Below are 13,633 nucleotides of genomic sequence, written 5' to 3'. Positions count from 1 at the left end.
CCTTTAAAATCGTGATGTAATAGAGAATTCTACGTCTAAAGAATAGAAGTTAGCATGCATAGTTATGAGATATTTTGTTTGGAAGTCCAATATTCTTCCCAACATGCCCATCAAATCCATTTACATGCTGCCAAGAGAAAGAAACCCCCACTGTTCCTGTAGGAATTGGTTGATCCGCTGGAAGCATGCATAGCAGGCGTTGACCGTCTTGATGTAGGCGAAGATGGATACAGCGCTGACTGCCTAGATGTTCGACAAATTCTATTTGTCCATGGAGCATGGGGGTGTCGCTTAGACAGCATTGTTCTGGACGAATCCCAATCCATAGTTCCTGATGCTCCGCTAAAAGTGTGTGCCATTTAGTGGGGGGATTTACACGGCTGCCTGCAATCCATAAGGCACCATCGCGGAAAGCTCCTTGCAGCAAATTCATCGGAGGAGATCCGATGAAAGAGGCAACAAAAGTGTTGGCAGGACGTTGGTAGATGACATCTGGTGTGTCTAGTTGCTGCAGAGCACCTTGGTTCATGATTGCGATTCGTTGTCCCACAGTCATAGCCTCTACCTGGTCATGGGTAACATAGATGAAAGTTGGGCGATAGAGATTGTGGATTTTAACTAATTCCGTACGGGCTTGCAGGCGAAGCTGTGCATCCAGATTGGAAAGAGGTTCATCTAGGAGAAAATAAGGAGCTTGTTTCACTAGTGAACGACAAAGAGCTACTCGCTGTTTTTGGCCTCCAGACAATTCGTTTGGCTTTCGTTGTTCGTAGCCTGATAGATTGAGGATTTCTAGTGCTTGTTTGGTTCTTGCTTTGATTTCTTCTATTGGTATTTTTTGAATGAAAAGACCGAAAGTGATATTTTCCCATATGGTCATATGGGGATATAATGCGTAGTTTTGAAACACCATGGCGATGTTTCGCGCACCGGGTTCTACTGTGTTTACAACTTGTCCTCCCATCTTGAGGGTACCTGCTGTGATGTTCTCTAGGCCAGCGACCATTCGGAGTGTTGTCGTTTTTCCACAACCGGATGGACCTAGTAAAATGAGTCGCTCGCCTTCTTGGATGGTCATGTTTAAATCTTTGACCACCGCAGTTTCACCATAGGATTTGCAAACATTTTCAAAAATAATTCCATTCATGAGTTCATCTATCCTTTCACCCCAGATTGCATAAAGGTATTCATAATAAAACGTTGGCAGGTTAGGTATAATAAGAGGGGTGGTAGGGCAGTAAGCATGGCGACTGCCATGGCAATGCCCCATTCACTGCCGCCTTCAGCACTGATAAACATTTGTAGTGCCAGAGGCAATGTGTACGTGGGTTTATCATGTAGAATGAGCAATGGCCAAAAGTAATCATTCCAAGAGTTAATAAAGAAGACAATTCCCATGGCAATTACGGAAGGTTTGATAAGCGGTAATATGATTCGTGTTAATATGACCCAGGGACTGGCGTTTTCTAATCTTCCTGCTTCTAACAATGGCTTAGGGATATTGCGCATGCTTTGGCGCATTAAGAAGATTCCCATGCCGTCAGCTAGTTGAGGCAGTATGACTCCCCAAGGCGTATTCAATAAACCAAGTTTGGATATAAGCAAATAGTTTGGCATCATGACAACGGTAATGGGAATAAAAAAGGTCAGTAATAATGTGTTAAAAAGCTTTTCTTTATGAGAGAATTCATAATAAACAAAAGCAAAACCAGCTAAAATACTTGTGATAATTTTAGCAAGAGTGATACTACTAGCAATTAATAAGGTATTTACAATATACTGTACTAGTGGGAGATTTTTCAGCACATACAAGTAATTGTCTATTACAGGTTTGGCGGGAAGGGGATTTAACGTGGATAGGAAAATTTGGTCCATAGTCTTAAAGGAAGTGGAAAGCATAAAGAGGAGAGGCCAAAGTTGAATCACTACTGCTAATAAAAGTAAAATATGCCAGTACCAGTCCCGATAGCTGTTAATTTTCATAGTGCACCTTCTTGTCTAATACCTTCGTCTTCACAATCAAAAAAAGAGCATATATTAGCATCGTTAATATGGCGAAGGCAGAGGCTTTGCCTGTTTGAAAAAAGACAAAACCGTATTGATACACGATGTATACCAAATTGCTGCTGCCTTGGTCTGGGCCACCTTGCGTTAACATATTCACGGGAACAAGAACATATTGTAAGCCAAATACAACGGTAATTACAAAGACATAAAGAGCTGTTGATGATGTCATAGGGACAATAATGCGTCGAAAAAGCTGCCAATTGGAGACATTTTCTAGGCGAGCGGCTTCAATCAGTTCTTTAGGAACATCCACCATGGCCGCTACTAGTAGAATGAGGTTATAGCCGAAAACTTTCCAGCCAATAATCAGTCCAATAACGATAATAACTAGCCCAGACTCTTTGAACCAACGAGGAGATTCTAAACCAATTGCCGAAAGGATAATATTGAGGGGGCCAGCTAAGGGATTCAATATCCAGAGGAAGAGAATACTGGCTACAGCCAGAGAAACTGTACTGGGGATGAATAAGGCGGAACGATAAAAAAAGCTGAATCGATTGAGACGATGAGCAATGATAAAGGATAAAAGATAGGGGAAAATGAAATTTACACAGACTAAAACCAAAATATAAAGAACTGTATTTAAGAGTATTTTGATCAATTCGTCACTAGAAAGTAACTGTAGATAATTTTGAAGTCCTACGAATTTCATCGTAGGGCTTACCATATTCCAGGAGTGGAAGCTGAGCCAGACATCTTGTAATAGTGGCCAATAAGCAAAAAGTAATAATGTAATGGTGGCTGGCGCTAGAAATAAAGCAGACTGCCAAGTAAAACGATTCATTCGGTTTGTTATCCTTCCATAAGTAGTAAGCATAGAATGTCGTAAAAAAACCTTTTGGATTGTTACGACATTTTTAGCAAAAATTGATTAAAGCATAGAATTGATTTTAGCAGCTGCTTGTTTGAGAGCATCTGCAGCAGATTGTTTTCCACTGAGTATGATATCCCGGACATCGATAAGTGCTTGTTCGGCTTGTAAACCATTAGCACCAGGGAAGCTAGCCCATTTTACAACTTCAGGCATTTGAGACATAGCCACTTGCATGTTTTTATTTTGTTCAGCAAAATCTTTCAATCCTTGAGGATCTTCTGTTACTCCTTTTCGTGGTGGCAGATAGCCAGTGCCTTTACTCCAAAGGGCAAGTGCTCCAGGAGATTCTAGAAATTTAACGAAGCGCCAAGCTGCTTTTTGTTTGTCAGAATCCTGAGAGAAGATCATGAGCAAGTTCCCGCCCGCAGGGAGTTTTCTTGTTTTTCCTTCAAACGATGGAAACTGTGTAGCCATAACGGTGAATTTTGCACTTTTTTCAAAATTATCCCGTTTTCCAATTGTTGTGCATACCATGCCTAATTTTCCGCTTAAGAAAGCTTGGAAGGCTTCCTCATTTGTTGCGTGCAGACCGTGACCATTTTTCACCATATCAGCTAGTACTTGATAGGCCTCGGATGCTTCAGGAGTGTCAAAACCAGCCATAGTGCGGCCATCTTTTTTTGCTAAAATTTGTCCGCCGTTCGATTCTATCAAGGCTTGCTGCGCCCAGTTGTCAGCATACTCTTGCATAAAGAAGCCCATAATACCAGTTTTTTCTTTAATGGTTTTGGCATATTGTGTTACTTCTTGCCAAGTGCGTGGTGGTTGGCTTGGATCTAAACCAGCTTGTTTGAAAACATCTGGATTGTAGTAGAGTACAGGTACACTGACAGAGTAAGGAAGTCCAATTTGTTTACCATCATCAGTTGTAGCTAAAGAGAGTACATTCGGTAGGAAATTATCTTTTAAGTAGGTGTTATCTTCTGGTGATAGTTTTGTGATGATATCTGGTATAGACGCATACTTTAAATTTTCACCTGCATAATTTAAGTAGCTATACCCCATTTGTACAACATCGGGACTTTTTCCGGATGCCATGGCCGCTTGCAAGTTTTGTGTTAACCCCTTATACATGTCAGGGTTATATTTCTCTACGACTTCAATATCAGGATTTTCTTTATTGAATTGTTCCACTAGCTGTTTAACGGAAGGACCGCCAAAACTTTCTGCATTTACATGCCAATATTCAATCATAACCTTGCTTGGGGTTTTTGAGGATGCGTTTTGAGAACTGCCGCACCCTAAAGCTGCAATAGTGAATGCTCCGATACATAATAAGGCAAATAGCTGAGTTGTTTTTTTCAATGTTTGTTCCCCCTATAGATAAATTACATGTATAATAATATCTTTTTGAGATGGATGTATTGTTAGAGAACGATTAAGTCTATATTAATTTATTTCTAAAGTACTTCTGTTTAGGCTATGTAATATACTACTATACGAAAATGAAAAAGGTTGGCATTTTGACTAACCTTGTTATATGTGATAAATTGTATCTTATTCAAAATACAAATTAGTAAAGAGAGTGTTGTTATGAGTATACTTAAATCGAATTTGCTACTTTTACTTGCTGCGACTATATGGGGATTAGCATTTGTAGCCCAGCGAGTGGGAATGGAATATGTAGGACCCTTTACTTTTAATGGTGTGCGATTTGCTTTGGGGAGCCTTTCTTTAATACCCTTGATTCTTTATTATCAAAATCGTTCTCCCAAGGACATTCAGGTGAAAGAGGGAACAAAACAGGTAATGATAGCGGGGATCATTGCTGGTATAGTATTGTTTATTGCCGCAACCTTGCAGCAAATCGGTTTAATCTATACAACGGCGGGGAAAGCTGCATTCATCACTTGTCTATATATTGTAATCGTCCCCATTTTGGGAATTCTTTTAAAACAATACGTCAGCATGAGCACTTGGATTGGATCTTTAATTGCCGTTGTGGGTTTATACCTTCTCTGTGTGAAAGATGGTCTTTATATTTCCTATGGTGAGGTACTGGAACTTATAGGAGCGTTTTTTTGGGCAATTCACATTTTAGTAATTGATCATTTTTCTTGTCGAGTGCCTGTATTGAAGTTGGCCTTTTTTCAGTTTATTACTTGTTCTATTTTAAGTTTAATTGCGGCATTATTTATGGAAACTATTCGTGTTGAGTCTATTTATCAGGCTGCTGTTCCTATTTTATATGGCGGTATTCTTTCTGTAGGGGTTGCTTATACCTTGCAAGTTGTTGCCCAAAAAAGCGCTCAGCCTTCTCATGCTGCTATAATTCTAAGCATGGAAACCGTATTTGCTGCCATTGGCGGCTGGTTGATATTAAATGAAAAGTTAGGTCCTCAGGAACTGGTAGGATGTATTATCATGTTTGCTGGAATGCTTTTATCTCAACTGCAAAATTTGATAAGATCAAAAGAAAGTGTAAATGTAAATGATGCGATGGTAGATTCGGATACTAATAAATTGGTGCCATAAAGATGTGTAGAATGCCGCCGCTGCTGCAGCATACAAAGATATAGAAATATAACCCTTTGTGTACTTTGCGTCTTTGTGGTTCGATTATTTTTTCTTCATTGTCTTTACATCTTCGCGGCTCCAAATTTTTATTTTTTAGGGATCCGTCAGTGTTTTTTTATAAAAAGAATGTGAAAAATCAGTTAAGGATTTAGAAGAATAGAAAGTAAGAACGCATATTAAATAGGTAAAGGGATAAAAATAGACATAACGGGAGATTTAAGACTATAATCGCTATTGATGATCGTTTTTCTACTATAAGATCATATTAATAGGGGAATTAAACATTTGACGAAATGTGAAATAGGTATTGACACATTTCGCTAAAGGTAGTACGCTCATAGTAGAAAAATAATTCTTCGTTAGGTGAGGCTCCTGCATAAACATAGGCCACTGCCCGGAAATGTCGAGAGACGCCAATGGGTAGAACAGGTATTACCGGATTAAGGTTTTACTTAAGGTGGCTGAGGGATTTTTAGTTTGTACTCTACGTTATGCAGTGCCAAAGCTCGTACGAGTGGGGAAGGTGTGAATGTATTAAGTTCGCTTTTTAAGCCTTCCGGTAACGGGGGCTTTATCTATTTTCTTGTTTTGGATGAACAATGCGGCTGTAGTAGGATATACTATAGTAAGGCAAGAAAATCAGAAATATAAATATAGAACTTCTTCGTTAGGTGAGGCTCCTGCATAAACACAGGCCACTGCCCGGAAACGTCGAAAGACGCCAATGGGTAGAACAGGTATTACCGAATTAAGGTTTTACTCAAGGTGGCTGAGGATAGTGTACCTCTACGTTATGCAGTGCTAAAACTCAACGATTGGAGAAGGTCAAAGCAAGTATTGGATCATGACAGCATGAAAAGACCTTCTTATCTAATGAGAGAAGGTCTTTTGCTATCGATTCCCATCGAAAGGTAAAGAAGGAATAGGAGGTGGTTTTATGGATTCCGGACCCAGTGGCCATATAAGCAAATATCAATGTATCAACTTGTCTGTTCACGTTAAGGCGGGCGGACTCCAGGCAAAGAAGGAGGAATAAAATATGAACGCATTAAAAATGGTAGGTGAATTCTACTTTAGCCAATTAATCGGTCAGTCGATTTATGATAAATCCGGGAATCGTTTTGGGCGGGTAAAGGACATCGCAGTACGCTGGGATGGCGTATATCCACGAGTGATTGGTGTCAAATATGAAAATAAAATACATAATCTGATTCCAATCGAATGGATTGTGCTTCGTGACAATAATAGGGTAGAGCTTGTCGAAAATTTCACTGTAGATCAAACAGTTCCTCTGCATGAAAATGATATTTATGCCAGCAAATGGCTGCTGGATAAACAAATCATTGATATTAAAGGTTCCAAAATGGTAAGGGTAAACGATATTATATTATCTTGGGTAGTGCAAGATGGAAAACAGCATATGGTGTTAGTCGCTGTTGACATTGGTGTGCGTGGTTTGTTCAGACGATTGGGGTTGGAATTTGTCTTTACAAAGTTCAAACAAAATTGGCTGATTTTAGAGTTTATTAAGCCTTTGGAAAGCTGGAATTCACACCTTCAGCTTAATCGCTTAAAACAGCAGCTGACAGAACTGCATCCTGCAGATATTGCAGAATTGATCGAGGAAATGGATTATAAACGCCGGGCCAACTTTATAGAAAACTTAGATGATCAACAGGCAATTGATACGTTAGCAGAATTAAATCTGGATACCCAGGTAGAAATTATTGAACAAATGGATGCACAGCGAGCATCTGACATTCTAGAAGAAATGGCTCCAGATGAAGCCGCTGATATTTTGGGTGAGTTGCCAGCAGAAAAATCCGAAGGATTGCTGCAATTGATGGAAAGTGATGATGCTGAGGAAGTTAGAGAACTCATGCAATATGATCAAGGCACTGCTGGAGCCTTAATGACCAATGAGTTTATTGCATTTTCTTCTCAGATTACCACAGAAGAGGCTATCAATCAGCTGCGAGAATTATCACCAACAGCAGAAACCATTTATTATCTATATGTTATAGATGATGAAGAACACCTTCAAGGAGTTCTGTCATTGCGAGAGTTAATTGTTGCTGCGCCCCAAACTACCTTAAAAGAATTGATGCATACGAAAGTTGCTGTGGTACAGGATGGAGATAATTATCAAAAAGTAGCGGAAGTCATTAATAAATATAGCTTATTGGCGGTACCAGTGGTTGATGAACAGAATATTATGGTAGGAATTGTTACCGTCGATGATATTCTTGATATATTAATGCCAGAGCGTGGCAAGCTAGATACGTACTCCTGGTTTGCCTTAACAAAAACGGCAGGGCGGGGGCGATAAATATGAATGCAATAAAGAATATGCGTAAGAGATTAGGATTATTCCTAGCTGTAATGGGACCGGGAATTGTCACAGCATTTGCCGATAATGATGCTGGCGGTATTGCCACCTATGCTGCTGCTGGAGCAAAGTATGGCTATGGACTGTTATTTATTGTACTGATCAGTAGTATTTGCCTGGCGATTGCCCAAGAGATATCAGCAAGGACAGGGGCTGTTACAGGACGGGGGCTATCCGATTTAATTCGTGAATTGTTTGGTGTTAAATGGACTTTTTTTGCTATGAGTGTGTTACTAATTGCTAATATTGGTACTACGGCATCCGAGTTTTCAGGTATTGCAACTAGCTTTGAAATTTTTGGCGTGAGTAAATACATTGCAGTACCCATTATGGCATTTTTAATCTGGTGGCTGGTACTTAAAGCAGATTATGGAAAAATCGAAAAGGTTTTCTTAGTGTTGTGTGCCACTTTTTTAAGCTATGTTATTTCAGGCATCATTATTGATCCTCCATGGGGAGAAGTATTCGTTGCATCGATTACACCTACTTTTTCTCCTGATGCGGACTTTCTAATCATGGCGATTGGTGTAATTGGCACTACGATTACACCCTGGGGACAGTTTTATGTTCAGGCATCGATTGTTGATAAAGGAATAACTGCTGAAGATTATAAGTATACCTTTTGGGATGTGATGTTTGGTGCGTTTTTTACGTGGCTGATTGCTTTTTTCATTATCGTGGCAACGGCAGCTACTTTATACGCAAATAATATTGCCATTGATTCAGTTAAGGATGCAGCGATGGCATTAAAACCAATGGCTGGTGAATATGCCAGTTTGCTATTTTCTTTTGGTTTATTGGGTGCCTCTATGTTGGCGGCATTTATATTGCCTCTTAGTACGGCCTATGCTGTTTGCGAGGCATTAGGTTTTGAAAGCGGTGTTAGTAAAACCTATAAAGAGGCTCCTGCTTTTTTTGGTCTATATACAGCCTTAATAGTCATTGGTGCCGGATTAGTACTATGGCCAGATTTGTCGTTGTATCAAGTGATGATTACCTCTCAAGTCGTTAACGGCGCGCTTTTGCCGCCCATTCTAATTTTTATGGTGCTGATCGCTAATAATAAAAACATTATGGGTAATTATGTAAATCCTGCATGGTACAATGTGGTCTCATGGACGTTTACCGTGGTGTTAATTGTATTGACCCTCATGTTATTAGCGTCTACGTTAATGCCGGATTTTATGGAGAATTTAGTAAAGTACTTAGGACTATAAAGGTATTCATCTGCAGACGAAACTAGGTATTGGAGATTAAAGGTTAAAAATGAATATATGTCGAAAGAAACTTTTAAATATAAAATGGGGGGAATTAGCCATATGTTTTATGATTTAATTGTTTCTAATCGATCCTATCGACGATTTCATGAAGAACACAGTATCTCAGTAGAACGATTGAGAGAGCTTGTTAATTATGGGAGATTATCGCCTTCAGGAGCTAATAAACAGCCTTTAAAATATATCATATCAGGGGATAAAACAAAGAATGAATTAATATTCCCCCATTTACTGTGGGCGGGTTATTTAAAGGAATGGGCAGGACCAGAAGAAGGAGAACGACCATCTGGTTATATTGTGATTCTTCAAGATACGCATATAGGGCCGAGTGGTGTTGATCATGGAATTGCAGCACAAAGTATTTTGCTTGGGGCACGCTCCATGGATCTTGGTGGATGTATGATCCAAAGTATTAAGCGCGATGAGCTAAAGGCTGCATTGCAGATTTCGGATCAATATGAAATTTTACTGGTTATTGCTCTGGGCAAGCCAAAAGAGACTGTTATTCTCGATGAAATTGAAGATGGGGATGACATTAAATACTGGCGAGACAAGAATCAGGAACATCATGTACCAAAACGTAAGTTGCAGGATATTATTGTAGAATAATTATAATGAACAAAAGTCTGATCCATTTTATGGATCAGACTTTTGTTCATTTATTTCATCTCAAACCCTTTAGTTTCCAAAAAGCTTTTCATATGGGGGCGCTGCTTGTCTTTTAGGAAAGTAGACATACCTTCTGTCCAGGTATTGCTTCTTTCCCCATTGGTTCTTGCGATGTAATAATCTCTAATGCTATGATCATATTCTTTTAAGATTTCTTCATCTCCCTCAGTATGATAACTATCCTCTTTAAAAACTAAGGATAAAGGGAGGCGGGGTTTTACTTTATTTCGGATTTCCGGGTAGCCGAGACACATGCCAAATACAGGGTATACATTATGGGGGAGGTTTAATGACTCACAAACATCCTCAGGATTATTTCGTAATGCACCGATATATACACCGCCAAGACCCACTGATTCTGCGGCAACCATGATATTTTGTGCTGCTAGGCTCGTATCTACAGTAGCTAAAATGAAGTTTTCCGTATAACCGCTTTCAAATCTTTTATTGTTCATTCTACAGGCCTTGCCTAATCGGTTTAGGTCAGCACAAAATACTAAGAAAATGGGGCTTTCTTCAACACAGGCCTGATTGCCTGCTAATTTAGCGATGGATTTTCTCTTATTCTTGTCTTTTACCCTGATAATGGTATAGGCTTGAATGTGATTGGAGGTGGAAGCTTGCTGGCCTGCCTTGATGATCTCTATTAGCAATTGATCATCAACGGGCTGCGTGGTGAACTTTCGAACCGATACATGTTTTTTTAACAATTCGATTACATGATTCATGGTAAAACCTCCCAAAAAATAAATGCCAAGACGATTTGAAGTAAGTTGCTTTGCGATGTCATGTGATTTACACTAGTAGTAAGAATATAATATTGTAATACAGTATTATTCAATGTACATAAGGGTGTAAAAAGGAGATTGTTGTGAAGAAAAATCCAAGAGTAATGTGCTTTCTTCTAACATTGATAGTTTTAATCGGAGCGTACTTTATTTTCACCAGACATGATGTAGAAAAGGAAAGCAGGTCAGAGAATGGTACGGAAAATATCCCTCCCGCTGAAACTGTGATTCTAAATAGGGAGGGTGATGGTACTGTTATAAAGGTGAAAGAGGAGCAGCCTGTTGTAGCTCCCACTAACCAGTTGAAAAATGATAAACTAACCCTATCTTCCATGCCGACAGTAACCTCCCGGGAAGATTCTGTGGATCTGGAACAACATACCTACTCTATTAAAAATAAAAAGAAGGAAATCATTCTTAGTCCTGGCGTGAGTCTTCAGCCTAGTAAAGGCATTACGATTAAAATACCTGGTGAAGAAGAAGTAATTAAAGTCCAGCGTGATAAAACCTATCATTCAGATAGTATTCACATGTTTTGGGAAAAAAAGTATTAAAATTATCCTTTTCTTCCTAAATGTTCTGCAAATTCTACAGGCGAAGGCAGGGTAGATACAGCCCACCATGGAGAGTGATCTTGTAGTTCTTCCAATGAGTATCGGCCTGTAGCTACTGCAATAGTTTGCGCACCAATGGCCTTACCACAGTCAATATCGTTAGGTGTATCGCCAATAACATACACTTGATCCAATGGCACTTGCGGGTAGTTTTGCTGCAACTTTGTGAGTGCTTGTTTGGATATCTCTCTGCGATTGTAGCAATTGTCGCAAAAGGCACTGGAAGAGAAATCAAAGAAGCCATCCAACCCATATTGGTGCAGTTTTGCTTTGGCACCAAATTCGGTGTTGCCTGTAAGGATTAGGCAAGTATAGTCTGATTGTTGCTGTAGATAGATCAGGATATCTTTTACTGAGGGAGTAAGGTGACCTTTGCGGGCTGCTAAGTGGCTTGGCAATACTTTTTCGTAAAGGCTGACTAGATTGCAGGTTTCATGGACAGAGGGCTCCCGTCCTGTGGCGAGAAGGAGTATTTGATGGGAGATGTAATAGTCAGTCATGCCAGCTGTTTTGATGGTGGTAAAATCAATTTTTGTGTGCAGGGCTTCGGAAAGTGCTTCTTCAAAAGCATATAAGCCAGCTTTAGCTGTTTTCAATAAGGTGCCATCAATATCCCAAAATAAAATCTTCAAGCGATGCGCCTCCTTTTTCATACTGATCTATACTATAATTAGATGTTTATAGTCAATATCCTTGTTGGATTTAACTTTTATTCCTATGCAAAAAAACTATCAAGATAACCTATTAGTTAGCATCTTTCCATAAAAGGATGAAGGACTTTAGCTATCTATTAACCAATAGCTTACAATATTTACTAGATCTTAACTTATTGATAACAAATGCAGCCTATTTATTATATACAATTAAATCAGAAACTATAGTATAGGGGGAGTAAACTTGCAAAAACGAGTAAAATGGTTAAGCTTTTCTCTTATAATTGTCACTTTATTGGTACTTATTGTGTCTGCTTTTCCCAAGCAAGAAATTGTCAACGCTGGTGTTGAAAATGGTTATTATGGTAAGAAGCCTAAGTATGTGTTTTACTTTATTGGGGATGGTATGGGTATGCCCCAAATTACTTCTACAGAGATTTTTAAAGGCACACTTTCTAGTAATAATCCTATGAATAAAGAAAGCTTAAGTTTTACAGTATTTCCTAACGTTGGTATACAAACAACCCACTCGGCGAATACCTTTATAACGGAATCTGCTGCTGCGGGCACTGCTTTGGCAACAGGTCATAAGACCAATAATGATATATTGGGAATGGATCCTACCAAGCAAATTAAGTTTAGGTCTATGGCGGAAATGGCAAAAGAAAAAGGTATGAAAGTAGGAATTGTCTCCAGCGTGTCTATTGATCATGCGACGCCCGCTGTATTTTATGCTCATGAAGCAAGTCGTAAAAATCTTTATGAAATCGCCCTTTCTCTGGGAGATAGCGGATTTGATTATTTCGCAGGAGGCGGATTGCTTTCGCCTACAGGACCTAAAAAGGATAAGCCCAATGCCTTAGAGATTGCCAAGCAAAAGGGTTATAAGATTGTTAATACGCAAGAAGATGTAATGGCATTAACCAAGAATGATGGTAAAATTATTGCTTTTAGTACTGATCTTGCCGCAGATTCTGCCATGCAGTATGATATTGACCGGAAGGATAGAGTGTCCTTGGCAGATTATACTAAGAAGGGGATCGAGTTGCTGGATAATCCGAATGGTTTCTTTATGATGGTAGAAGGCGGGAAGATAGACTGGGCCTGTCATGCGAATGATGCTGCTACTACTGTTCGAGATGTGATGGCCTTTGACAACGCAATAATGGAAGCCCTTGCGTTTTATGCAAAACATCCGAATGAGACGTTGATTGTTGTTACAGGTGACCATGAGACTGGTGGTATGACTGTAGGCTTTGCTGGAACTCAGTATGAGACTTTTTATAACAAGATAAATAAGCAAACTTTGTCTTTTGAAGAATTTGATAAGGCAATTAAGAACTATCGGGATACTGTTGGTCCAAATGGAGCTAATTTAGAAGATTGGCTGCCGGTTCTTAGTGAAAGATTTGGTCTGACGGAATTGAGTGATTATGATAAGAGTCGTCTGAAAGATTCTTTGGCTGCTAGTATGATAGACCCTAAAAAGAGAAGCAAGAATGAGCAAGCCTATTTATTATATGGTGGATATGAGCCTTTTTCTGTTACGACAACTCATATCTTAAACCAGAAGGCTGGTATCGGCTGGACAACCTACGCGCATACAGGTGTAGCAATACCGGTATATGCACAAGGCATAGGCGGAGAGTTATTCCAAGGTTCTTATGATAATACAGATGTTGCAAAAAAATTGATGAACATTATGGGTTTGAAATTCCAATAAAAGTATAGCATCAACCGCATGGGCGAGGGATGGAAGGAGAATTGGCTCCGAATCCATCCCTC

At 39.4% G+C, this 13,633-nt stretch carries 12 protein-coding genes and 2 riboswitches; of the genes, 6 read left to right on the top strand and 6 right to left on the bottom strand.

What is annotated here, in order from left to right:
• Window positions 1-49: 49 nt before the first annotated feature.
• The 4 genes from JBW_RS20850 to JBW_RS20835 form a co-directional block, all read right to left on the bottom strand.
• Window positions 50-1,270, bottom strand: a complete 1,221-nt coding sequence (locus tag JBW_RS20850) for an ABC transporter ATP-binding protein (protein WP_235334082.1) — start codon at window positions 1,268-1,270, stop codon at window positions 50-52.
• Window positions 1,156-1,983: a carbohydrate ABC transporter permease gene (locus JBW_RS20845; RefSeq protein ID WP_007960302.1), complete on the bottom strand. Its 828-nt coding sequence runs from the start codon at window positions 1,981-1,983 to the stop codon at window positions 1,156-1,158. The genes JBW_RS20850 and JBW_RS20845 overlap by 115 nt, the downstream gene beginning before the upstream one ends.
• A complete protein-coding gene (locus JBW_RS20840) occupies window positions 1,973-2,851 on the bottom strand; it encodes a carbohydrate ABC transporter permease (protein ID WP_007960303.1) in 879 nt (292 codons plus the stop codon). The genes JBW_RS20845 and JBW_RS20840 overlap by 11 nt, the downstream gene beginning before the upstream one ends.
• An 87-nt stretch (window positions 2,852-2,938) precedes the next feature.
• Complete coding sequence (locus tag JBW_RS20835; RefSeq protein ID WP_007960304.1) at window positions 2,939-4,246, bottom strand: ABC transporter substrate-binding protein; 1,308 nt, start codon at window positions 4,244-4,246, stop codon at window positions 2,939-2,941.
• 228 nt (window positions 4,247-4,474) lie between these two features.
• On the opposite strand from JBW_RS20835, the gene JBW_RS20830 reads away from it, so the two are divergent.
• The 4 genes from JBW_RS20830 (at window position 4,475) to JBW_RS20815 (ending at window position 9,733) form a co-directional block, all read left to right on the top strand.
• Entirely contained in the window at window positions 4,475-5,416 is a 942-nt protein-coding gene (locus JBW_RS20830) for a DMT family transporter (protein ID WP_007960305.1), read from the top strand.
• A 390-nt stretch (window positions 5,417-5,806) separates the two neighbouring features.
• Window positions 5,807-5,984, top strand: a riboswitch (M-box (ykoK) riboswitch).
• A gap of 130 nt (window positions 5,985-6,114) precedes the next feature.
• Window positions 6,115-6,285, top strand: a riboswitch (M-box (ykoK) riboswitch).
• Between the two features lie 212 nt (window positions 6,286-6,497).
• The gene (locus JBW_RS20825) at window positions 6,498-7,787 is read left to right on the top strand and encodes a magnesium transporter (protein WP_007960306.1); all 1,290 of its coding nucleotides are present in this window, start codon (window positions 6,498-6,500) and stop codon (window positions 7,785-7,787) included.
• Between the two features lie 2 nt (window positions 7,788-7,789).
• Window positions 7,790-9,064 (top strand): Nramp family divalent metal transporter, encoded by a 1,275-nt coding sequence (locus tag JBW_RS20820; RefSeq protein ID WP_007960307.1) that lies wholly within the window; start codon window positions 7,790-7,792, stop codon window positions 9,062-9,064.
• Between the two features lie 102 nt (window positions 9,065-9,166).
• The gene (locus JBW_RS20815; RefSeq protein WP_007960309.1) at window positions 9,167-9,733 is read left to right on the top strand and encodes a nitroreductase family protein; all 567 of its coding nucleotides are present in this window, start codon (window positions 9,167-9,169) and stop codon (window positions 9,731-9,733) included.
• Window positions 9,734-9,783: 50 nt separating this feature from the next.
• On the opposite strand, the gene nfsA is transcribed toward JBW_RS20815, so the two are convergent.
• Window positions 9,784-10,521, bottom strand: coding sequence for an oxygen-insensitive NADPH nitroreductase (nfsA, locus tag JBW_RS20810; RefSeq protein ID WP_007960310.1), 738 nt, complete (start codon window positions 10,519-10,521; stop codon window positions 9,784-9,786).
• Window positions 10,522-10,664: 143 nt separating this feature from the next.
• Between nfsA and JBW_RS20805 the strand changes: the two genes are divergently transcribed.
• On the top strand, window positions 10,665-11,135 hold the full coding sequence (locus JBW_RS20805; RefSeq protein ID WP_007960312.1) for a hypothetical protein: 471 nt from the start codon (window positions 10,665-10,667) through the stop codon (window positions 11,133-11,135).
• Window positions 11,136-11,137: 2 nt separating this feature from the next.
• Here JBW_RS20805 and JBW_RS20800 read toward each other — a convergent pair whose 3' ends face one another.
• Complete coding sequence (locus JBW_RS20800) at window positions 11,138-11,827, bottom strand: HAD family hydrolase (protein ID WP_007960314.1); 690 nt, start codon at window positions 11,825-11,827, stop codon at window positions 11,138-11,140.
• 265 nt (window positions 11,828-12,092) lie between these two features.
• On the opposite strand from JBW_RS20800, the gene JBW_RS20795 reads away from it, so the two are divergent.
• Window positions 12,093-13,571 (top strand): alkaline phosphatase, encoded by a 1,479-nt coding sequence (locus tag JBW_RS20795; protein WP_007960316.1) that lies wholly within the window; start codon window positions 12,093-12,095, stop codon window positions 13,569-13,571.
• Window positions 13,572-13,633: the final 62 nt, after the last annotated feature.

Origin of the sequence: Pelosinus fermentans JBW45 (assembly GCF_000271665.2) — a bacterium.
Lineage (GTDB): Bacteria > Bacillota > Negativicutes > DSM-13327 > DSM-13327 > Pelosinus > Pelosinus baikalensis.
Note: the sequence above shows the minus strand (reverse complement) of the source record. Positions and strands in the feature narration are given on the sequence as shown.

Coding starts and splice junctions, on each gene's coding strand:
- JBW_RS20850 (WP_235334082.1), bottom strand. CDS start 1,270: ATGGGGCATTGCCATGGCAGTCGCCATGCTTACTGCCCTACCACCCCT.
- JBW_RS20830 (WP_007960305.1), top strand. CDS start 4,475: ATGAGTATACTTAAATCGAATTTGCTACTTTTACTTGCTGCGACTATA.
- JBW_RS20840 (WP_007960303.1), bottom strand. CDS start 2,851: ATGAATCGTTTTACTTGGCAGTCTGCTTTATTTCTAGCGCCAGCCACC.
- JBW_RS20825 (WP_007960306.1), top strand. CDS start 6,498: ATGAACGCATTAAAAATGGTAGGTGAATTCTACTTTAGCCAATTAATC.
- JBW_RS20820 (WP_007960307.1), top strand. CDS start 7,790: ATGAATGCAATAAAGAATATGCGTAAGAGATTAGGATTATTCCTAGCT.
- JBW_RS20845 (WP_007960302.1), bottom strand. CDS start 1,983: ATGAAAATTAACAGCTATCGGGACTGGTACTGGCATATTTTACTTTTA.
- nfsA (WP_007960310.1), bottom strand. CDS start 10,521: ATGAATCATGTAATCGAATTGTTAAAAAAACATGTATCGGTTCGAAAG.
- JBW_RS20815 (WP_007960309.1), top strand. CDS start 9,167: ATGTTTTATGATTTAATTGTTTCTAATCGATCCTATCGACGATTTCAT.